The organism is Phnomibacter sp. (assembly GCF_036803085.1).
Lineage (GTDB): Bacteria > Bacteroidota > Bacteroidia > Chitinophagales > Chitinophagaceae > Phnomibacter.
The window spans coordinates 322,959-342,331 of the sequence record NZ_DAIRUZ010000004.1 but is presented as its reverse complement, the minus strand read 5'-3'; the positions used below and the strand labels follow the sequence as shown (position 1 = coordinate 342,331).

Sequence of the window (19,373 nt, the reverse complement as noted above, 5' to 3'; positions counted from 1 at the left end):
AGTAAATGAGCCATGAAGGTACTTTATCGTAGCTGAATGAATGGGCCGACACATGTATTTTTGAGCATGCAATTATCAGACGTCATCATCCGCGACATAGCCCCTGCAGACAATGCTGCCATTGCCCGCATCATTCGTACTTCATTGGAAGAGTTTGGTGCCAACCATCCGGGCACGGTGTATTACGATAAAGAGACTGATCACTTGTATGAACTGTTTCAATCAACGCCGGGCTCATGGTATTTCATTGCCACACACAACGAACAACTATTGGGTGGCGCCGGTATCTTTCCCACCAAAGGTTTGCCAGAAGGCACCTGCGAGTTAGTAAAAATGTATTTGCATGCCAATGCCCGTGGACTCGGATTAGGCCAGCGATTGCTGCATACCTGTTTTGCAAAAGCGAAAGAGCTCGGCTATACGCACATGTATCTCGAAACCATGCCAGAGCTTAACCGGGCTATACCTATGTACGAAAAAAATGGCTTCCATTATCTGGATGGACCGATGGGCCAAACGGGCCATTTCGGTTGTGCCATCCAAATGATGAAAGCCTTATAATCGCAGTGCGTTATTTCTTCGATTAGTTAACAGTCAACGCTGCGCCGAGATACTCCTGATTGAGGCGGGCAATGTTGGTGAGGCTGATGCCTTTGGGGCAAACAGCTTCGCAGGCACCGGTATTGGTACATGCACCAAAGCCTTCCTTATCCATTTGTGCAATCATGTTGAGGGCACGTGATTTACGTTCGGGAGCACCCTGTGGCAGCAATGCGAGTTGCGTTACTTTGGCAGAAGTAAACAGCATAGCAGAACTGTTTTTACAAGCAGCTACACAAGCACCACAACCAATACAAGCTGCTGCGGCAAATGATGCGTCAGCTTTATCTTTTTCAATGGGCAGTGCGTTGGCATCCACAGCATTACCGGTGTTTACGCTAATGAAACCACCAGCCTGAATAATGCGGTCGAATGCGCTACGGTCTACCATCAAATCCTTCAGCACCGGGAAAGCACCGGCTCTCCAGGGCTCAATGGTGATGGTGTCGCCATCTTTGTAGGCACGCATGTGCAGCTGGCAGGTAGTGTTTTGCTCCCAAGGGCCGTGCGGACGACCATCGATGTACAAAGAGCACATACCACAGATGCCTTCGCGGCAATCGTGGTCGAATGCAATCGGGTCTTTGCCCTCAGCAATCAACTCTTCGTTGAGCACATCAATCATTTCCAGAAAGCTCATTTCTGAAGAAATGTTTTTTACCTGATATGTTTCAAAACCACCCTGAGTTTGCGCATTCTTTTGACGCCATACTTTCAGGTTGAGATTCATATTATAATGTTCCATAAGCTAACAATGAATGTGACAATTTGAAGATTTGAAAATTTGAAAATGTTGCTTCGAGCATTTTGAATTAGCTCTTTACCACATTTCCAAATTGTTTACTTGTAGCTTCTTTGGCTTGGTTTAACCACTTCGTAGTCCAGCACTTCTTTGTGCAGTTCCCACTGGTGGTCTCCTTTGTATTCCCAGGCGGCTACGTACATGTAGTTGGCATCGTCGCGTTGTGCTTCACCTTCTGGGGTCTGGCTTTCTTCGCGGAAGTGACCACCACAGCTTTCGTTGCGGTTGAGTGCATCAATACACATCAGTTCACCCAGCTCTATAAAGTCGGCTACACGGTTGGCCTTGTCCAGTTCAGGGTTCAGCTCGTTGATTTCACCGGGGATTTTTACATCGCTCCAGAATTCTTTTTTCAGCTGTTGAATTTCTGCAATCGCTTGCTTCAATCCCTCAGCGTTACGAGCCATACCGCACTTGTCCCACATGATTTTACCCAAACGCTTGTGGAAGCTTTCCACAGTTTTGGTTCCCTTGATACTCATCAGTTGTTGAATGCGATCGGCTACGGCTTTCTCAGCTTCCACAAATGCCGGATGATCTTCGGGCAGCGGCTTGGTATGAATATCGTCAGCCAGGTAGTTGCCCAAAGTGTAAGGAATTACGAAGTAACCATCGGCCAGGCCCTGCATCAGCGCCGATGCACCGAGGCGGTTGGCACCGTGGTCGCTAAAGTTGGCTTCACCCAAAGCATACAAACCGGGCACGTTGGTCATCAGTTCGTAGTCTACCCACAGGCCACCCATGGTGTAGTGTACCGCGGGGTAAATGCGCATTGGTGTTTCGTAAGGGTTTTCACCGGTAATCTTTTCATACATATCGAAGAGGTTACCGTATTTCTCTTTCACCACTTCTTTACCGAGGGCAATAATTTCGGCTTCGCTGGCATGGTCGAGACCTTTTTTACCAGCTTCAATTTTACCGTAGCGCTTAATGGCATCGGCATAATCGAGGTACACCGCCTGCTTGCTGCTACCTACACCATAGCCGGCATCGCAACGCTCTTTGGCAGCACGGCTGGCCACATCACGTGGTACCAGGTTACCAAAAGCAGGATAGCGACGCTCCAGGTAGTAGTCACGCTCCTCTTCAGGAATATCGGAAGCCTTGCGGGTATCGTTTTGCTTTTTGGGCACCCAGATACGACCGTCGTTGCGGAGCGATTCACTCATCAGGGTGAGTTTGCTCTGGTGGTCGCCACTTACAGGAATACAAGTGGGGTGAATTTGTGTAAAGCAGGGATTGCCAAAGAAGGCACCTTTTTTATGCGCTTTCCAGGCGGCAGTTACGTTGCTGCCCATGGCGTTTGTGCTCAAATAAAATACGTTGCCATAGCCACCGCTGCACAGCAGTACGGCATGGCCAAAGTGGCGTTCCAGTTTGCCACTCACCAGGTCACGGGCAATGATACCACGGGCTTTGCCGTCTACCACAACCACATCCAGCATTTCGTGGCGGTTGTACATAGTTACATTACCCAGTGCTACCTGGCGTTCCAACGCACTGTAGGCACCCAGCAACAACTGCTGACCCGTTTGGCCGGCTGCATAAAACGTACGTTGTACCTGTGTACCACCAAACGAACGGTTGCTCAGCAAGCCGCCATATTCACGGGCAAAAGGCACACCCTGCGCCACGCACTGGTCAATGATGGCACCACTCACTTCGGCCAGGCGATGCACATTGCCTTCACGGGCACGGTAGTCGCCACCCTTAATGGTATCGTAAAACAAGCGGTACACACTGTCGCCATCGTTTTGGTAGTTTTTGGCAGCGTTGATACCACCCTGTGCCGCAATACTGTGGGCACGGCGGGGGCTATCCTGAAAGCAGAAAGCCTTCACTTTGTAGCCCAGTTCGCCAAGGGCAGCAGCAGCACTGGCACCAGCCAGGCCGGTACCTACCACTACAATTTCCAGTTTGCGTTTGTTAGCCGGGTTTACCAGCTTACAAGTGCTTTTATACGATGTCCACTTTTTGTCGAGCGGTCCGGCAGGAATTTTTGCGTTCAGCATATCGTTCGTATAAATGATTTGTGTTCTAAATTGTTTCTATTCTTTTTTGAAACCAGCAGTTGTGCTACTATGTAGCTCCGGTTGTGTCACTCACTTCAACAGCATTGCACATCCCGGCATTAGCCTACCCAACCCAAATACATGGCAATGGGCATGAGGGCAAACAACAACGGCACCAGAATGGAGTAACCCACACCAATGCTTTGTACAATCGTCATCCACTTGTTGTTGTGTACACCCAATGTGCGGAAAGCACTCTGGAAACCATGCTGCAGGTGATACGCCAGCGAAATACAAGCCAGCACATATACAATCACTACCCACAGTTCACTAAAGGTTACTTTCATCAGGTTAAACATGTTGTGCATGCCTTCTACTTCGGGCATGTCGTCGCTTCCGGTAATGCGGGCCTTTACCCAAAAATGAGCCAGGTGCAAAATCAGGAAAATCATGATGAGGGTACCCAGCAAACCCATGGCACGGCTGTACCATTTGCTGCCGCGGCCACCCAACTGTACTGCGTAGCCCTGTTTCCGCTTGCTGCGGTTGCTGGCTTCCAGCATCAGGCCCTGCACAATGTGCAGAATGATACCGGCAAACAATCCCACTTCGAGTATGCGGATTAAAATGGTGCTGCCCATAAAATGCGCTGCCTTGTTGAAAATAGCGCCGTCATCACTGGGGTCGAAAGGCCACACGGGCACATTAAGGTCGGCAAAAATGCAGGCGTTGATACCTACGTGTACAATCAAAAAAACAATCAGGAAAAGTCCCGTGAGTCCCATCACGAGTTTCTTGCCAATCGAAGAAGTAAACGCTTGTTTCCAGGTCATATCGTAAGCTTGTAGTTCGGCAATACTTGCAATGTTGCAAGGCGCCGCAAAAGTAGGGATGTATCTTCATTGCCCGCCGATAAAATCGGCCCGTTTACGAAGTTTATACCCTTTCTTTTTTATGCAAACGTTGAAGCATGACATAAATCAGGATTTTCAACGTTATACATTTCAACTCAACAACTTGTCTTAAAAGAGGTTCTCCGTTGTTTAATAGAATCACATGTATTTTTTACTGCAATTGAACAACCGTTGCGCCCCTATCTTTACCACCTCAACGCTAATCCTTTTATCATGAAGAAAACTTTGCAACTGATGTTGCTTTCAGCTGGCCTGATGTTGGGCAGCGCTGCAATGGCACAAGAAGAAGAATCTGGCCGGGTATTCAAACCTTTTAAAGTTGACGTAAGCCTTGGCTACGCATTGCCCATGGGCAGTGGCACAGGTAGCAGAGGCGGTGCCTTGTTTGTGATAGAACCCAAATATGCCATCGTAGATCAATTTGCACTGGGCCTTCGCCTGGAAGGCGCCGCCATGGCCCGGGGCGTAGTGGTAAACGGAGACCAGTTTGAAGGCGATGTGCAGGTAAACGGCTCTTACCTCATTACCGGCGACTTTTACCTGAGCAACCGCGGATTCCGGCCATTCATTGGCGCAGGTACGGGTTTGTATTCTGTTGCTGGTGCGTATGTGTCCAGCTCTACCACTACCACCGATGCCGATGTGCTCACCGACAACAATTTTGGTGGCATGTTTCGGGCAGGTTTCGAAGCAGGCCATTTTCGCCTGGGTGTAGAATACAATCTGGTGGGCAAAACCGATTTCAGCCTCAAGAATAATTACCTCGGTGTAAAACTCGGCATATGCATTGGCGGCGGCCGGTACAACAAAGACTAATCTTCACATAACTGCTTTTACAAAACAGCTTCCCTCATCGGAAGCTGTTTTTTTATCCGCTGCATGAGTCCACAAGCCGTTCATATAAATAGCGGATACAAAGGGCTGAATGCCGCTACATTTGACCTATGCGCAAAGTGGTAAACATTGTATGGAACAGCCTTAAAATGGCCATCGAAGAACTTCGCACCAATAAAATGCGGACTTTTCTTTCCCTGTTTGGTGTCACCATCGGCATCTTTTGCATCATTGGTGTACTGGCCACGGTACAAAGCCTGAAGCAAAATATTAAGGACGGTTTGAAAGACCTTGGCACCAACACTGTATACGTACAAAAGTGGCCCTGGGGCGGCGGCGGCGATTATCCGTGGTGGAAATATGTAAAACGCCCCGAGCCCAAGTTTGAAGAAATGCGCCCCATAAAAACCCGCAGCCAGTATGCCGATGCGGTGGCGTTTATGCTCTTCAATAGCAGCAATGTAGAATACAAAGACAACCTGCTGACGAATGTGAGCTGGTATGGCGCTACTGAAGAGTTTAACCGCATTCAAGAAATAAAACTCGGTGATGGCCGCTACCTCTCTTCCAGCGAATTTGCCAATGGCTCTCCGGTAATTGTAATGGGCTACGAAAATGCTGTGAAGCTGTTTGACGAGCCCCAAAAAGCCGTGGGCAAACAGGTGACCATTGCCGGCCGTACCGCCACCATTGTTGGCGTAATGAAAAAGGCCGGCCAAAGCATGGTGGGTGCATGGGATTTCGACAACATTATTATCGTGCCTTTCAATTTTTGCCGCCAGGTGGTTGATGAAAGAAATGCCGGCCGTTTTTTGCTCGTAAAAGGCAAAGAAGGTGTAGCGGTGGATGTGCTCAAAGATGAGCTGAAAGGCATTATGCGCAGTGTACGCAAACTGCGCCCTACCGAAGACGACAACTTTGCCCTGAACGATGTAACAGCCAGTAGCCAAAGCCTAGATGCATTGTTTACCAACCTCAATATTGGCGGCTTGGTTATTGGAGGTTTCAGCCTTATTGTAGGTTTGTTTGGGATCGCCAATATCATGTTTGTAACGGTGAAAGAACGAACCTCACAAATAGGATTGAAGAAAGCCGTAGGTGCCCAAAAAGCCTACATCATGACAGAGTTCTTGTTAGAGTCTTCGTTCCTCTGCATCATTGGTGGGTTCATTGGTTTACTGCTGGTGTTTCTTATTACGCTGGCACTAAGTGCGGCCCTGCCGTTTAAAGTATTTATTTCCGCAGGCATAGTGGCACTGGCCATGGGTATCAGCATTGGCGTGGGTTTACTGGCAGGTATCATTCCTGCCTGGAATGCAGCCCGGCTCGATCCGGTAGTAGCTATTAGAAGTAAGTAGAAAGGACGAGGTACGAAGTAAGAATTACGGAAGAAGGAAGTTGGAATTGATGATTGCGATATTCCATTGGCACATTTAGATACTTTTGTGCCATAACACATGGGCACATTCACGGCTTCTGCTACCATACTCGCTATCGAATCATCCTGCGATGAAACCTCTGCTGCTGTTTGCCGCAATGGTGACATTTTATCCAACATCATTGCCACCCAAACGGTGCATCAGCAATACGGCGGAGTGGTACCCGAGCTGGCCAGCAGGGCACACATGCAAAACATTGTGCCTGTAGTGCAGCAGGCTTTGCAAGCGGCACAATGCGATTTACAAAGTGTTGATGCCATTGCATACACCCAAGCGCCGGGCCTTATTGGTGCGTTGCTGGTGGGCAGTGGTTTTGCTAAAAGCCTTGCATTGGCGCTGGATAAACCACTTATTGCAGTGCACCACATGCAGGCACACGTGCTGGCCAATCTCATTGGCAACCGCCGTCCTTCGTTTCCTTTTTTGTGCCTTACTGTGAGCGGTGGCCACACCCAAATTGTACGTTGCGACAGCCCTTTGCAAATGACCGTGATTGGTGAAACACTGGACGATGCCGCTGGCGAAGCCTTCGATAAAAGTGCCAAACTCATTGGCCTGCCCTACCCCGGCGGCCCGCTGATTGACAAGTATGCACAGCAAGGACAAGCCATCTACAAATTTGCCGAACCTCAAATACAAGGACTTGATTTCAGCTTCAGTGGATTGAAAACATCCATTCTTTATTTTTTGCAAAAAGCACAGAAAGAGAACCCTGATTTTGTACAGCAAGAACTGGCCAATATCTGTGCGTCTGTTCAGCAAAGCATCATTCAAATTCTGATAAAGAAGCTGATGAAGGCAGCGAAAGAAACGGGCATCAAAGAAATATGTGTGGCAGGTGGTGTAAGCGCCAACAGCGGCCTGCGTAAAGCCTTACAAGCAACGGGCGAACGTTTTCACTGGAACACGTATATGCCAGCTTTTGAATACTGCACCGACAATGCAGGTATGATTGCCATTGCGGCTTACTATAAATTTCTCGACGGGCAATTCAGTAGTTTAGATGCATCGCCATCGGCAAGAGCCAGTTGGTAACAATTGTGTATTTATGCCAAACACCTGGTTTCAATTCAAACAATTCACCATCCATCAGGACAAGTGCGCCATGAAAGTGACCACCGATGCCTGCTTGTTTGGGGCATGGGTGGCGGCACAGGTACAGGCTACTAATGCTACAACAGCATACGATTTAGGAACCGGTACTGGCTTGCTAAGCCTGATGCTGGCACAAGCAAAAAACAACCTGCGTATTACTGCAGTAGATATTGAAGGCGATGCTGTAGCACAAGCCAGCGAAAATGTAGCAGCGTCGCCATTTGCTGCTCAAATTGCAGTGCTACAACAAGACATCCGCTGGATGCCTGCCGAACCGAAAGCCGATTTTATCATCAGCAATCCGCCTTTTCATGAGCTGCAACTCAGCTCCTTTTTTGATGCCAAAAACATTGCCCATCATTCCGATGCTTTGCTACTGGAAGAATTATTCCTGAAAGCAAAATCGTTGTTGGCTGCAAATGGGCAATTTGCAGTGCTGCTGCCATTTTACCGAAAGCAAGCGATGCTCACTTTAGCCGCAGAACTTCACCTCACAGTTGTGCATGGTTGCGATGTGCGGCAAACTCCCACGCATGACTTGTTCAGAACCATGGCCATTTTTAGTCAAGAACAAAATGCTCATTCAACATTTGAAACAATCAGCATTGCCGGCAATCAAGAACAATACGACCCCGCATTTGTACAACTATTGAAACCTTACTACCTGAAATTGTAACCACTCATGAACTATTTTGAATTGTTTGATATCCCGGTTTCTTTTACTGTGAATAAAGCTGCGCTTACCCGTATCTATGTGCGTTTACAAAAGCAATACCACCCCGATTTTTTTGGTCAGGAGTCTGTCGAAGCGCAGGATAAAGCCATGGAAATGTCGTCGCTCATTAACCAGGCCTGGAAGACATTTCAAACAGAAGATGCCACTGTGAAATATGTGCTGCAATTGCATGGCATGCTGGAGGAAGAAGAAAAGTTTACGCTGCCCCCAGCCTTTTTAATGGAGGTTATGGAGCTAAATGAAATGCGCATGGATGGAGCCGATGCCGCCAGTATTAGAGCCCGGGTGGATGAATTACAAGCGGAAATTAAAGCTCCCATCGCTGGCATTTTGGCCAATGAAAATACCGCTTCATTAAGCGAAAAGGATTTGCATGGGGTAAAGACCTGGTATTATCAAAAAAAATATTTGGACCGATTGTTGGCTGAATAGCTAAACGCTGTAATATTGCAACCCGTTGCGAAACAAGCTGCCCAGATGGCGGAATTGGTAGACGCGCTAGACTCAAAATCTGGTTCTCGCAAGGGAGTGCAGGTTCGATTCCTGTTCTGGGCACAACCCTAGTCAAGGCACTTCAGTGAAGAAGTGCCTTTTCTTTTGCCCCTGACTGAACAGGCGGTATACATTTTACTTCAACATTTTATGCTATGGTCTTGGATGCAAACAATTTGCCTCCAATAGGCAACAAGGTTTTTCCGAACTGCGCTTTGAAAATGTAGGCTGCAGACAAATAAAAGGATGCAAGGCTGATGAGTAATTCAGCATACGCAGCCAATTGATGTGCCGCTTCTTTCAATGCTTCATTGGTAGACAACACAGAAATGCTCAGCCCAATAAAAAGCAAATCAATCAAAGCAAAGATGGCGAACAACACAGTGTTGGTTTGTGTAGCGCCAATGGTCATGTACAGGGTAAAAATGAGATACCCAATGAAAGCGACGCCCAACTGACGGGAGTCTGCAGCGGTTTTCAATGCATCGCCTAATGCGCCCATACTAATGAGCCACGACATACCCACCGCCAGCCAGAAAAATCCATAAGCGATGAATGCAGTGCCACCAAATGCATTGCCTTTTTTAAAATCATATACACCCGCTACCAACTGCACCATGGCACCCAAAAAAACAGCCCATGGCAATACCATGGATGTGCCTTGTGTAAGCCCCAGTTTTTGTGAAGAAGCTACCAGTGTAACCATGGCCAAACCAAATAAACCCAGTGCTGTAGGATCGGGATGCGATGTATGCTGTTGTTGTTGCATGATTCGTACTTTTTTCACCCGAAAAGTAAAGGCTTGCAACAGACCACTACATGACATTACTCAACACATGTTATGATTTACCCAAGTTAAAATCTCCTTCAATCAGCATGGAAAGCTGAAGAATGTAAAAACAATAATCATTTACAAAGCCAGCAATGGCAGCAGCGTTGCCCTGCTGATGCGCAACACCGTACCATGCCTGATACCCTTTGGAAAATGCACTTTGTCTGAAATGTCTTCCCAATGAATGAGGTCTTTGGAAGCAACCGCACCGTAGGTATGGCTGGTGTATTTATCAAAGTAAACCACCCACAGGTCTCCTACTTTAGCAACCGTAGGGCCTTCTGCCCAATACCTACCCGTAATAGGTGCAGAAGGTTTGCTGAAACCTTTGTGTGCATGCTTACTAAATGCAATCCTCAGATTTTTTTGAGGCGGTGCTTTGGTTTCATCTTTCAACAGCATAGCGTAGCGATTTCCTACCCGAAAAATGCTGGCATCAATCACACTGAAATCATAATCATACAACAACCGGGCTTGGCTAAAGCTGCGAAAATCTTTTGTGCTCACATAATACATGCGGTGATTGTAGCGTCCGTCCCCAGACTGACTACCTGCAGCAAAACGACCCGGAATAGTGGTAGCCCAATAAATAATGTACTGTTGCTTTTTAGCATCATACGTTATTTCTGGAGCCCAGCAGTTAAGTGCACTGTCTTCATGCGCCATCACGGGAATGTATTGCTGCTCACTCCAATGAATAAGATCTGATGAGGACGCATAACCAATGCCGCGGTCATTCCAACTCACTGTCCACACCATGTGAAAGCGGCCATCTACGCCTTGAATAATGCATGGGTCACGCATCAGGCTGTCTTTGCTCAACACAGGTCGCAGCAATGATTTATCGTTTTTGATAGCCTTGTAGGTATAGCCATCTTCGCTATATGCCAAGTGAAGACCGTCTTTGCCATTGTTGTTGAAATAAGCAAAGAGGTACACACTATCCTGAGCAATTGAAACATGCATACAGGCAAAGCAAAAGAGCAATAAGAAAAATGAAAACCGCCGTTTCATTACAACAAATCATTTACTGAAGGCATGGTGAACTGCTGCCGCTGATCTTCGGGCGAAGGCAGGCCAAAATAAAACCACAATGTATGTTTGATAGGTTTGCCATCGAATACCTTGGGTTCACTTTGCGGACCTAACACTTTTGTATTGGTGTTTAAACCCAACGCTAACTTGGTACCAACGGGCGGTATTGCATCAAGCCACGAAATATCGCCAGAAGGTAGCACCGGATGTGGTTTAGGACCACTCAATCCGTAGAAATTAAACAGCCGGACAAACAAACTATCATCTTCACTGGCCATTAAAAATTTACCTTCCACCGTATTCATTTCCATCCAGGCAATGTTGGCATAATAACCTTTAAACTCTGGAAAATTCCATGGATAACTGCCGGTCATGGTATTGTTGTTCATGTTCTCATGTACATTAAACCGACCGCCCAACATTCTGTTTTTCCAAACCCTGTAAGGCCCGTTGCCCAACCAGCGGGCACCCAGCATAAAGTTTTCAGGATAGCTGAAGCTAATGCCTGCAAATTGTTGCGTTCCTACGGGTGCATATTGGTATTCCAGCTTCACCCAACCACCGGGCTGCATGGTCCACACGGCTTGTTGCATAGTGCCCGTATACGTAATCGTTATTACCGCATTGGCCCCTTGCTTACCGGCAACAACCGACTGCACTTTGGCATCACCACCTACCAGCACAGGGCCATTGGCAAACGACAATGGGCCACGGTCTGCATTAGCCACTTTTTCAAGCAATCCGGTAGATTTATTGATGGCAATACTTACCGGGCCTGATTTCAGCGTAATCAATGTATCGTTGTCTGCAATTGTGACGCTGTCTTTTCCGATACGGCTAATGGCCGCAGTCAACAAGGCCTGATTGTTTTTTATGCGCCGGATATCACGAATCACTTCTGCTCCGTGCTGGTCAACAACAATCAATTCCAACGCATCGTAGTTGCGCCAATCAGTGGGTAGTGTCAGCGACAAATTGCCAGTTTTCAACGGAGCAATATCAGGTGATGCAACTGTACCTTTTTTCAACACACTGGCACCTTTTTGCCCGCTGTATGGCTTGGTATAATTCAACAATTGCCATTTGAATACACAACTATTGAGGTTGCTATAATGATACCGGTTTTCAAGAGCCACTGTTCCGTCGAAACTGGCAGGCAGCAAATCGGGCCAGCTGATTTTTACAGGTGAAAAAATATCACGGATGGCAAAAAAACTACCCTCCTTTTCCCGATGCGGCCCCAACACGCCATCCGGTGCATTCACGCCATTTACATCTATGAGGTTGTTCATGTCGGTTCTTACCAATCCTTCATCTACCAATGCCCACAAAAATCCACCGGCACTTTTTTTCGCTTTCCAATGCAGCTCCCAAAAGTCGTACAAAGCAGCACCGCCACCACCATCATCCTGACTGTGCAAAAATTCAGTTGGCATGTAAATGTGTGGTTCGTCTTCCAGTATTTTCTTGCTGCTGTAATAATCTTCGTAATGATTACAATCAATGCCATTGAACTCATTGCCGGGGCGATGATGTGCATGTATCACCGGACGTTTACTAAAATCATACATACCATAATCATCATCCAATTCTTTGTTGTGCCCACCTTCATTGCCATTGCTCCAGATGATGATGCTCGGATGATTGGCATCCCTTTCCACCATTTCTTTTACCAGGGGTGCACCGGCTTTGGTACTGTATGCCTTTTGCCAGCCGGCCAACTCATCCAACACATACAAGCCCAATGAATCGCAGATATCCAGAAAAGATTGATCGGGTGGGTAATGCGAACAACGAACAGCATTCATGTTCATTTGCTTCATCAGCTGCACATCCATTAAATCAATTTTTGCATTTACAGCTCGGCCTGTTTCGGGCCACCACACATGCCTGTTCACTCCTTTCATTTTTACCTGCGTGCCATTGATAAAAATGCCTTCCCCTTTACGAATCTCAATGGTTCTGAAACCGAATTTCTGTGTAATGCTGTGTAGCTTTTTGGAGCCTTGTACCCACTCTAATTGCAACTTGTACAAGTTGGGTGTTTCCGCATTCCATGTTTGTATGCCTGCCAGCTGATGGCGCAAAACCAACACAGAGTCTTTGCCTGAAACTGACTGCTGAAAACTTGATACCAGCTTTCCTTTGCTATCGAATATGCTGGCTTTAAGTTGCGAAGTCTGTACCGGTTTTTGCAAAAAAACTTGTGCTGCAAAACTGCCATCTGCTTTTGCATCAATAGAAGTACGTGTAATATGCGAAGCAGGCAAAGCCATCAAATACACCGGACGAAAAATGCCGCCTAATATCCAGTAGTCGGCCAAGCGTTCAGCGTTGTTTACACTGGCATCGGCACTCATTTTACTCACGGTTACTTCCAGCAAGTTTTCCTTGCCCCACAAGAGTTTATCAGCAATATTGTATTTGAATTGATAGAAGGCACCTTGATGAACCGGACCAGCCAACTTATCATTGATCTTTACTTCGGTGTCTGTCATCGATCCTTCGAATACAATGAAAATATCTTTGCCTTTCCAGCTGTCGGGTACTTTGAAGCGATGCTTGTATTGTCCCTGTTCATCATGAAAGCGAAAGTTTTTACCATAGGTCACATAATCACGGCCATAATCATAGCCACCAAAGCCATGCTGCTCCCAATGCGATGGCACAGGAATGGTTGTCCACTTACCGCTATTACGGCCTTTGGTGCATAAAAAATCCCATTGTACAGTGTGCTCATTATCTGTTCCCGAGAGGTAACGCACTTCTGTTTTTTGCGCAATTACATTGCTACAACAAATAATGAGTTGCAACAACAATCCAGCCAATACATACCGTTTCATACACATGTTCATTTATAATTTCTGCAAGGCAGTCAGGGTTACTTCACTCAGCAGGCCAGAAGGTTTGGGCGTCCATTTGATGGGCGTAAACAATCCATCGGCACCACGATTCTCCGCCAGCTTCGCAGGAAAATTGGTGTTATAAAATTTCTTCCAAGGCTCTCCGTTTTTCTCCAGTAAAATCATTTGGTTGGCCATGCTGTTGCTCACTTCAATTTGTATGCTGTTGGTTGGCTTCAACCAAGCTGCATCCACTATCAATGTATAATCAGGACCCAACACAGTGCCAGCTTTTTTACCATTGATCCACACGTTGGCACTCTCGCCTACTTTGCCCAAATTGAGGCGGTACCACTTGGCATTGCCTGCAGGCCGTGCAAAACTGCTGCGATAAGTAGCCACCCCACTGTAATAGGTAAACGCATTACCCCATTCACTCCAAGATGTTAGTGATGAAACAGTAGTAGCTGCCGGTGCATTGGGAAAACGATCATCGAAACCGACAGCCCATGTTTTGCCAATAGCGACGGGCTTAGCAATTGTCTGATACAACGGATATTTTGTTGCCGCATTTACAGCACCCACTTGTACAATGAGTGAACCTGCAGCGGGCAATTGCACATGCACCAATAACTGCCCGTTACTATTTCGTTTTGTTTGTGCCAAACCCGTTTCGCCCGTCATGGGGTTATAAATACCGACAGCTGCAGCAACCACATTCAACGGAACCCAGGCATCAACAGCACTGTCTTTGGCATTGCAAATGAAATACACTTTGCTACCATTGTAGTTGCGGCGGATAAACTGCAAACCCATATCTACCAAGGCTTCCCGCTGAAAGCCCGCTGCATCCAGCAATTGCTGCTCATTAGCACTCATGCTTATGCTGCCGTTGCCATGCTGCGCTGTTTTTACTGCACCATTTTCATTCCATTGAATACCAGACAATAATTGTTTCAACGCTGCGGCATTCGCATCATAGTTGGCTAAGCCAGGCACATCGTTGGGCATGGCATGATACACCAGTAGTTTTGCACCTTGGGCTACCAGTTGCAACAGCTGTTGCATGCTAGCCAACGGAATGTATTGATTGCCCGGAAGCAAAATTGTTTTATATGAAGTGCCCCCAGTATGCAACACCCCATTGCGTACACTCACCTGTTTCAATTGCTTGTCCGAAATAAAATCGAATCCGTAGCCTTTTGCCTGCATCCATTCGCTGATGTGGGCAAAGCGGGTGCCATTGAATTCGGGCCGCATAGCATCGTAATGTTTTAGTAAGTCGCGGCCATGTTCCATTTGCGCATCTGCAAAAGGATAATATACCAACACATCATTATCAATGCTGCCTGCCTGCAAAAATGATTGGCTGCGTTCTACATATTTATTCAAGGCCGGAAACTGCTGCCAAAAAGGATTGTTTTGATTGAAATGTACCGCGGCATAAAACATCCAGCCTGGCCAACCAGCACTAGCCGGCGAGTAGTTGGTGCCATGATATACAATGTGATTGACACCACCGATAAAGTATTGATCAATGGCTTTTTTGACGCCACCCAATGTGCTTACAAAATGATCATCGAGCCAGGTAGCCGCTTCGGCTGCTGCTAATTTTTTTCCGGCCACATGCGCTGTAGAAGTAGCAAACTTAAAGCGTAACAACTCCGTCCCTTCTGTTTCTGGAATATCAACTGCTGCATACAAATCCATGGTATTGCCCGGCGATCCATGACTTTGATTTCGTACGATGGCGCCATTCTTTTTGGCCCATGCTGCCCAAGGTTGTGTAAAGTTTTCCAAGATTAATTCGGCAATCACTTCGCGGTAATCAAACAACACTCTTGCATTGCTGTTGGCGTCTGCCTTACCAAATAAAGCGGGCAAATAATTTTCCAACCTATACCCTTTGCGCCGTGCAAATTCATCGAGTAAACGTGGCGTCCAATTGGCCTGACCACGGGCATCATCTACCTCATAGGAGTCGTTGAAAAAACCCCGCAAAGCACTGATGTCTTTACCCGCAAAGGCTGCATCAAATTTGCTGAAATACGTATCGATAGCAGGTTTGCTAAAATGATCGATGGCATTGCCTTCGCCACCGGGTGCGGCTCTTTCTACCAGCTTGCCATGCCAGCCCAAAAACAACGCATACACTTTGCAATCATCGGTTGGCGCTACCCAGTCAATGCTGCCATCTGCTTTTACCAAAGCGGTGATGTCAATGGGTGAAGCATTTGCGGGATAAGCCATCAATGTAATCAAAGGCAAAGGCTTTGCAAACTTCACCTGATCGATGGCTAACTGTTGCAGATTAATGTTACTCTCTACAGGATCTTTTACGGCTTCCAATTTTGGCGGCGTAGTACTTGTGCCCTTGATAAAAGGTTGTTGTGTGGCCACAATTTTATCAGGTATGGTGTTGCCTTTTTGCAGAGTCCAATTTTTACTGATGACTTGCTTGCAAGCATGCTCGTAGCTAATCCACGGACCGCCAAAAGGCCAGCCCGTTCCTGTGGCCATGTCCACCTGCATGCCATTGGCGGTAGCCTGTTGCAAAGTATGTTGCAGCATGTCTACCCATTGTGCAGAGAGGTACTGAATGAAGTTGGCTTCTTCGCCTTTTACTCCGTAGATGGGCGTAATTTCTACACCGCCCAATCCCGCATCGCTGTACATTTCCAACAGGCGGCTAATGTCAGTTTTATTTACTGCACTACCCTGCCACCACCAGCGTGTCCACGGTTTGGTTTCAGCAGTACTCACTGGCCACTGCAGTGATTGTGCTGAAACACTTAACTGAAAAACAACGGCACAAAAGAGAATAAGAATCTTATTTTTCATCATAAACATGCGTTAGTTACCATCGGGCTTTGCCTTGGCAATCACCGGGCTCAGTGGCCAATAAAATTGCGCTGCTTTATCTGGCTGCGAAGGATTGTATGCGGGTAATGCCGGCAAGAGATACTGCGCCAATGGCAATTGAATATCTCTCATACCCTGCGCAATACAGCGGGCAATTTCGTAAGCGCCATACGGGTTAAAATGCGTGTTGTCGAGCAAGGCTTTTTCCTGACCGGGAAAGCTGTTGGCCGGATAAATTACAAATCCTTTTTCCGAAGCTTTTGGGCCCCATGCTTCGTAGAGTTGAGCACTCATGTTGTTGAGATCAATCAATGGCACTTTCAAATCGGCCGCTACTTTACGCATGGCCGCTGGATAATCGCCCAGAGTGTTGATGACATGCCCGCTGCTGTCAAAGTTGCGGCGGTGCATAGAAGTCACCAACACCGGATGCCCCCCTTTTTGACGACAACTCTCAATGTATTGGTGCAGCAGCTTGGTATAGCTTTCCCATGGGCCAATACCAGCACCTTTTTGCTTTTGATCGTTGTGGGCAAACTCTATGAACAAATAGTCGCCGGGCTTCATGAGACTCAGTATTTTTTCCAACCGCTTTGCACTCAAAAAACTGTTCAGTGCTTCGCCCGACTCTGCATAATTCGCCACCACAACTTTATCAGATTGAAATAGCTGCGGTATCATTTGCCCCCAAGCTGCGTAAGGTTCAGATGCCTGATCGACTACTGTAGAATTGCCAGCCAAAAAAATAACGGGTACATTGTGAACCGGCGTTATTTCCAAAGCACACAGTTTGGGTAAGCTATCATTTATCTCCAGCGTCAGTTTGTTATCCCAATGCCAGTATTCTCTTTCCCGGGCTTTGATTTTTACCTGCGTATTCGTGCCTGCAATCATAGTATCACGCACATGCACCAGAAAGGATACTTCTTTCACTTCCTTTGTATTGGTGATGACTTGCGGCAATACTGCTCTGCGGCATTCGGCACGAACAATAGTGGAAGAAGTGCCTGCTACATCGCCCAACCACAGTTTCACCCGATAGTTGCCTTCAGGCAAGCGTACACTAAAAAAGAAAGGCTTATTGGCGGTTACAAAATCATTGGTTCTTTGATCTTTTCCTTTTCGCAGTACGGCTGTAATAACAGCGCCAGGCTCAAAGCCGAAACCTGCAGCATCGCTATACATCGCATTGGCTGTAACTGCAGTAAATCCTTTCGCGGCTTTTCCATTACCAAAATCGAAGCGCAAGGTTTGTGCCGAAATATGGCTGCTGCAAAAAGACAGTATCAACAACAACAACCAATATCGTCCAACTTTTTTCATGAGATTATTTTCAACGCTGTTCACTACTGTTCTGTAAACATGAGTGCACTGTCGTTTAGTTTGAAATGCTTTTGCTGTGTCAAAATCATTACTTCAGCACAGGCCAGCAAAACCGGACCATAGCCATGCGCTGCAAACACATTTACAGGACGATGATAATAGAACGCAGGTTCGAAACCCATGCCTGTACCCACACATGTACCTTCTACTTGTCCCTTGTCGTTTACCTTGGTGCTAACGGCATTCCATGCCAGCAGTACAGCAGGACCAAACGCCTTTGCATCAAGCCATCCTTTGTTGATGCCATGCGCCATGCAATAGGCATAAATAGCAGTAGCCGATGTTTCAAGATAAGAGTCGCTGCGGTCGAGCAACTGATGCCAGAAACCACTACCCGACTGATACGCTGCCAGGCCAGCAGCATGTTGTTGAAACTGCTTCAATACCTTGGCATAGCCGGGATGTGTAGCTGGCAATACATCCAGCAACTCACTCATAGCCATGAGGGCCCAGCCATTGGCACGCCCCCAGTGAAACTGTGGATGTGGCTCCATGCCCTGAATCCATCCGTGCATGTATAATCCTTTGCCCGTATTAAACATACGTTCACTAAACTGCAATATCTGGCGCACTGCATCATCGTAATATGCGTTATTACCTGTGAACTTGCCCATTTGTGCCAATGCTGGTACACTCATGTATAAGTCATCGAGCCAAATGCTGTTGGGCAATGGCCTGTTGCGGGCCAGGGTTTTATCTGCCAACCGAAATTCTTTATTGCTGATAAAATCCATGTAGCGATCAATTAAGGGCCGCATGGGCGTTTGCAAATTGCCATTGGCCGACTTAATCATGGCGGCACACACAGCACCGGCATCATCCAATGCATGTGGCTCCAGTACCTGCTTGAGCGGATTGCGGTATTGCGGAAACGCTTTGCTCATCTGGCTAAAGTAGGGCGCCACTTTAGCCAGAAACTGTACCCTGTTGTGTGTATAGTCTGCATACTTTTTATCGCCGCTGGCTTCACTCATCCGCAACATGGCCGAATAGGTAACACCCCATTCATAACTGGTAAGCCGGTAATCACCGGTTTGCAGCACAATATTCGTATCAGGCTTCGACAAATCGGTAGTAACCTGACCTGTTCGCTTATCGAGCAATGCATACGGCGTGGTAGCATCGAGATAGGCAAATACTTTATCGGCAACCGCTTTAATTTTTTGCTGAGAAGGCGTTTCGTATGGCACCGGATAATCGGGCTTCAACAAGTGCAATGGCGAAGTAGCATCGCTGCCGCCGGTTTTTACATACTGTGCTTGCAGGCTACCTGCAGTAGTGCAAATACATGCTGCTGCCAGCATGCTCATTTTTCCCAATGATTTCATAGGCTTCATTCAATCGTTATTGAAAAATCGGTTTTGCTGCAATGTTGTGTGTGGCTTTTCAAGCACAAAAAACAGTTGCGCAATAACTACTTATTTGGTGAAGCAATTATTGCGCAAACAAAATACGGAACAGCAGTGGTCAATCGTCCTGTTGCGTCCTGAAAAA

The 19,373-nt window shown here is 47.0% G+C and carries 15 protein-coding genes and 1 tRNA gene; 7 read left to right on the top strand and 9 right to left on the bottom strand.

The window, feature by feature from the left end; all coding sequences use genetic code 11:
* Nucleotides 1-66: 66 nt before the first annotated feature.
* Nucleotides 67-561, top strand: coding sequence for a GNAT family N-acetyltransferase (locus V7Q13_RS10715; RefSeq protein WP_333800679.1), 495 nt, complete (start codon nucleotides 67-69; stop codon nucleotides 559-561).
* A gap of 22 nt (nucleotides 562-583) precedes the next feature.
* Here the strand turns inward: V7Q13_RS10715 and V7Q13_RS10710 are convergent, their stop codons facing one another.
* From V7Q13_RS10710 to V7Q13_RS10700, 3 genes are all read right to left on the bottom strand, one after another.
* The gene (locus V7Q13_RS10710; protein ID WP_333800678.1) at nucleotides 584-1,345 is read right to left on the bottom strand and encodes a succinate dehydrogenase/fumarate reductase iron-sulfur subunit; all 762 of its coding nucleotides are present in this window, start codon (nucleotides 1,343-1,345) and stop codon (nucleotides 584-586) included.
* 95 nt (nucleotides 1,346-1,440) lie between these two features.
* Nucleotides 1,441-3,414 (bottom strand): fumarate reductase/succinate dehydrogenase flavoprotein subunit, encoded by a 1,974-nt coding sequence (locus V7Q13_RS10705; RefSeq protein WP_333800677.1) that lies wholly within the window; start codon nucleotides 3,412-3,414, stop codon nucleotides 1,441-1,443.
* A 119-nt stretch (nucleotides 3,415-3,533) separates the two neighbouring features.
* On the bottom strand, nucleotides 3,534-4,247 hold the full coding sequence (locus V7Q13_RS10700; protein WP_333800676.1) for a succinate dehydrogenase cytochrome b subunit: 714 nt from the start codon (nucleotides 4,245-4,247) through the stop codon (nucleotides 3,534-3,536).
* Between the two features lie 294 nt (nucleotides 4,248-4,541).
* Between V7Q13_RS10700 and V7Q13_RS10695 the strand changes: the two genes are divergently transcribed.
* The 6 genes from V7Q13_RS10695 (at nucleotide 4,542) to V7Q13_RS10670 (ending at nucleotide 8,987) form a co-directional block, all read left to right on the top strand.
* Nucleotides 4,542-5,144 carry a hypothetical protein gene (locus tag V7Q13_RS10695; RefSeq protein ID WP_333800675.1) on the top strand — a complete coding sequence of 201 codons (603 nt, stop codon included), beginning with the start codon at nucleotides 4,542-4,544 and terminating at the stop codon, nucleotides 5,142-5,144.
* Between the two features lie 128 nt (nucleotides 5,145-5,272).
* Nucleotides 5,273-6,520: an ABC transporter permease gene (locus V7Q13_RS10690; protein ID WP_333800674.1), complete on the top strand. Its 1,248-nt coding sequence runs from the start codon at nucleotides 5,273-5,275 to the stop codon at nucleotides 6,518-6,520.
* A gap of 99 nt (nucleotides 6,521-6,619) precedes the next feature.
* Nucleotides 6,620-7,636: a tRNA (adenosine(37)-N6)-threonylcarbamoyltransferase complex transferase subunit TsaD gene (tsaD, locus tag V7Q13_RS10685; RefSeq protein WP_333800673.1), complete on the top strand. Its 1,017-nt coding sequence runs from the start codon at nucleotides 6,620-6,622 to the stop codon at nucleotides 7,634-7,636.
* Nucleotides 7,637-7,649: 13 nt separating this feature from the next.
* Nucleotides 7,650-8,372: a tRNA1(Val) (adenine(37)-N6)-methyltransferase gene (locus V7Q13_RS10680; protein ID WP_333800672.1), complete on the top strand. Its 723-nt coding sequence runs from the start codon at nucleotides 7,650-7,652 to the stop codon at nucleotides 8,370-8,372.
* 6 nt (nucleotides 8,373-8,378) lie between these two features.
* Complete coding sequence (gene hscB / locus V7Q13_RS10675) at nucleotides 8,379-8,864, top strand: Fe-S protein assembly co-chaperone HscB (protein WP_333800671.1); 486 nt, start codon at nucleotides 8,379-8,381, stop codon at nucleotides 8,862-8,864.
* A gap of 39 nt (nucleotides 8,865-8,903) precedes the next feature.
* A tRNA-Leu gene (locus tag V7Q13_RS10670) sits at nucleotides 8,904-8,987 on the top strand.
* Nucleotides 8,988-9,072: 85 nt separating this feature from the next.
* Here V7Q13_RS10670 and V7Q13_RS10665 read toward each other — a convergent pair.
* The 6 genes from V7Q13_RS10665 to V7Q13_RS10640 all read right to left on the bottom strand — a co-directional run bounded on the left by V7Q13_RS10665 (nucleotide 9,073) and on the right by V7Q13_RS10640 (nucleotide 19,216).
* Nucleotides 9,073-9,693 (bottom strand): acetate uptake transporter, encoded by a 621-nt coding sequence (locus V7Q13_RS10665; protein WP_333800670.1) that lies wholly within the window; start codon nucleotides 9,691-9,693, stop codon nucleotides 9,073-9,075.
* Between the two features lie 141 nt (nucleotides 9,694-9,834).
* Nucleotides 9,835-10,722, bottom strand: coding sequence for a glycoside hydrolase family 43 protein (locus V7Q13_RS10660; protein WP_333800669.1), 888 nt, complete (start codon nucleotides 10,720-10,722; stop codon nucleotides 9,835-9,837).
* Nucleotides 10,723-10,769: 47 nt separating this feature from the next.
* On the bottom strand, nucleotides 10,770-13,634 hold the full coding sequence (locus V7Q13_RS10655) for a glycoside hydrolase family 2 protein (protein ID WP_333800668.1): 2,865 nt from the start codon (nucleotides 13,632-13,634) through the stop codon (nucleotides 10,770-10,772).
* Nucleotides 13,635-13,646: 12 nt separating this feature from the next.
* Entirely contained in the window at nucleotides 13,647-16,478 is a 2,832-nt protein-coding gene (locus V7Q13_RS10650) for a glycosyl hydrolase (protein WP_333800667.1), read from the bottom strand.
* Nucleotides 16,479-16,487: 9 nt separating this feature from the next.
* Entirely contained in the window at nucleotides 16,488-17,819 is a 1,332-nt protein-coding gene (locus V7Q13_RS10645; RefSeq protein WP_333800666.1) for a rhamnogalacturonan acetylesterase, read from the bottom strand.
* A 23-nt stretch (nucleotides 17,820-17,842) separates the two neighbouring features.
* A complete protein-coding gene (locus V7Q13_RS10640) occupies nucleotides 17,843-19,216 on the bottom strand; it encodes a glycoside hydrolase family 88/105 protein (protein ID WP_333800665.1) in 1,374 nt (457 codons plus the stop codon).
* Nucleotides 19,217-19,373: the final 157 nt, after the last annotated feature.

Bases quoted from the DNA above. Each gene is read 5' to 3' on its own strand.
- V7Q13_RS10655 (WP_333800668.1), bottom strand. From the start codon at position 13,634: ATGAAACGGTATGTATTGGCTGGATTGTTGTTGCAACTCATTATTTGT.
- tsaD (WP_333800673.1), top strand. From the start codon at position 6,620: ATGGGCACATTCACGGCTTCTGCTACCATACTCGCTATCGAATCATCC.
- V7Q13_RS10695 (WP_333800675.1), top strand. From the start codon at position 4,542: ATGAAGAAAACTTTGCAACTGATGTTGCTTTCAGCTGGCCTGATGTTG.
- V7Q13_RS10700 (WP_333800676.1), bottom strand. From the start codon at position 4,247: ATGACCTGGAAACAAGCGTTTACTTCTTCGATTGGCAAGAAACTCGTG.
- V7Q13_RS10680 (WP_333800672.1), top strand. From the start codon at position 7,650: ATGCCAAACACCTGGTTTCAATTCAAACAATTCACCATCCATCAGGAC.
- V7Q13_RS10690 (WP_333800674.1), top strand. From the start codon at position 5,273: ATGCGCAAAGTGGTAAACATTGTATGGAACAGCCTTAAAATGGCCATC.
- V7Q13_RS10640 (WP_333800665.1), bottom strand. From the start codon at position 19,216: ATGAAGCCTATGAAATCATTGGGAAAAATGAGCATGCTGGCAGCAGCA.
- V7Q13_RS10715 (WP_333800679.1), top strand. From the start codon at position 67: ATGCAATTATCAGACGTCATCATCCGCGACATAGCCCCTGCAGACAAT.
- V7Q13_RS10660 (WP_333800669.1), bottom strand. From the start codon at position 10,722: ATGCATGTTTCAATTGCTCAGGATAGTGTGTACCTCTTTGCTTATTTC.
- V7Q13_RS10705 (WP_333800677.1), bottom strand. From the start codon at position 3,414: ATGCTGAACGCAAAAATTCCTGCCGGACCGCTCGACAAAAAGTGGACA.
- hscB (WP_333800671.1), top strand. From the start codon at position 8,379: ATGAACTATTTTGAATTGTTTGATATCCCGGTTTCTTTTACTGTGAAT.
- V7Q13_RS10645 (WP_333800666.1), bottom strand. From the start codon at position 17,819: ATGAAAAAAGTTGGACGATATTGGTTGTTGTTGTTGATACTGTCTTTT.
- V7Q13_RS10665 (WP_333800670.1), bottom strand. From the start codon at position 9,693: ATGCAACAACAACAGCATACATCGCATCCCGATCCTACAGCACTGGGT.
- V7Q13_RS10650 (WP_333800667.1), bottom strand. From the start codon at position 16,478: ATGATGAAAAATAAGATTCTTATTCTCTTTTGTGCCGTTGTTTTTCAG.
- V7Q13_RS10710 (WP_333800678.1), bottom strand. From the start codon at position 1,345: ATGGAACATTATAATATGAATCTCAACCTGAAAGTATGGCGTCAAAAG.